Annotated in this window: 2 protein-coding genes; one reads left to right on the plus strand and one right to left on the minus strand. The window is 67.1% G+C overall.

Going from position 1 to position 468, the window contains the following annotated elements:
• Positions 1-223: multicopper oxidase domain-containing protein (locus tag V5F48_RS25020; protein ID WP_394260653.1), on the plus strand; the 223-nt coding region annotated here is incomplete at its 5' end.
• Here the strand turns inward: V5F48_RS25020 and V5F48_RS25025 are convergent.
• On the minus strand, positions 220-468 hold a 249-nt coding region (locus V5F48_RS25025; protein ID WP_394260654.1), incomplete at its 5' end, for a hypothetical protein. The genes V5F48_RS25020 and V5F48_RS25025 overlap by 4 nt on opposite strands.

A 468-nucleotide genomic window follows, 5' to 3' on the forward strand; every position in this document is an offset into this window, starting at 1 on the left:
CGAACTGAAGCGACCCGCGGCAAAGCCCGTCGCGCCACGGCAACCTGACAAGAGCTATACGGTGATGTTCGGCGAAGGGCCCGGCTCTCGCCGGGTTATTGACGGCCACATCCGCGGCGGGCACCGGCCCTTCGACGTGCGCCAGGGCGAGCGGGCGGAGATGACCTTCACGAACCCCGCATCCATGATGCACCCGATGCACCTGCACGGGCATCATTTCTAGGTGGTGGGCATCGGCGGACGGCGCTTTTCCGGGCCGGTGGGCGATACGGTGATCGTCCCCGCCCATGCGCCGGTGACCATCGCCTTCGACGCGGGCCAGAAAAAAGGCCGTGGTTCCTCCACTGCCACCTCTGCCACATGGGGCCCCCCGGCATGATGACGCTGGTGCGCGCAGCGTAACGGGGCGAGGGCGCATGAGCCCTTGTGGGCGCCGGTCGGGTTCGTCAAGTTGAGAGCCATGATGCA

This window comes from Xanthobacter autotrophicus ATCC 700552 (genome assembly GCF_043194565.1).
Taxonomy (GTDB): Bacteria; Pseudomonadota; Alphaproteobacteria; order Rhizobiales; family Xanthobacteraceae; genus Xanthobacter; species Xanthobacter autotrophicus_F.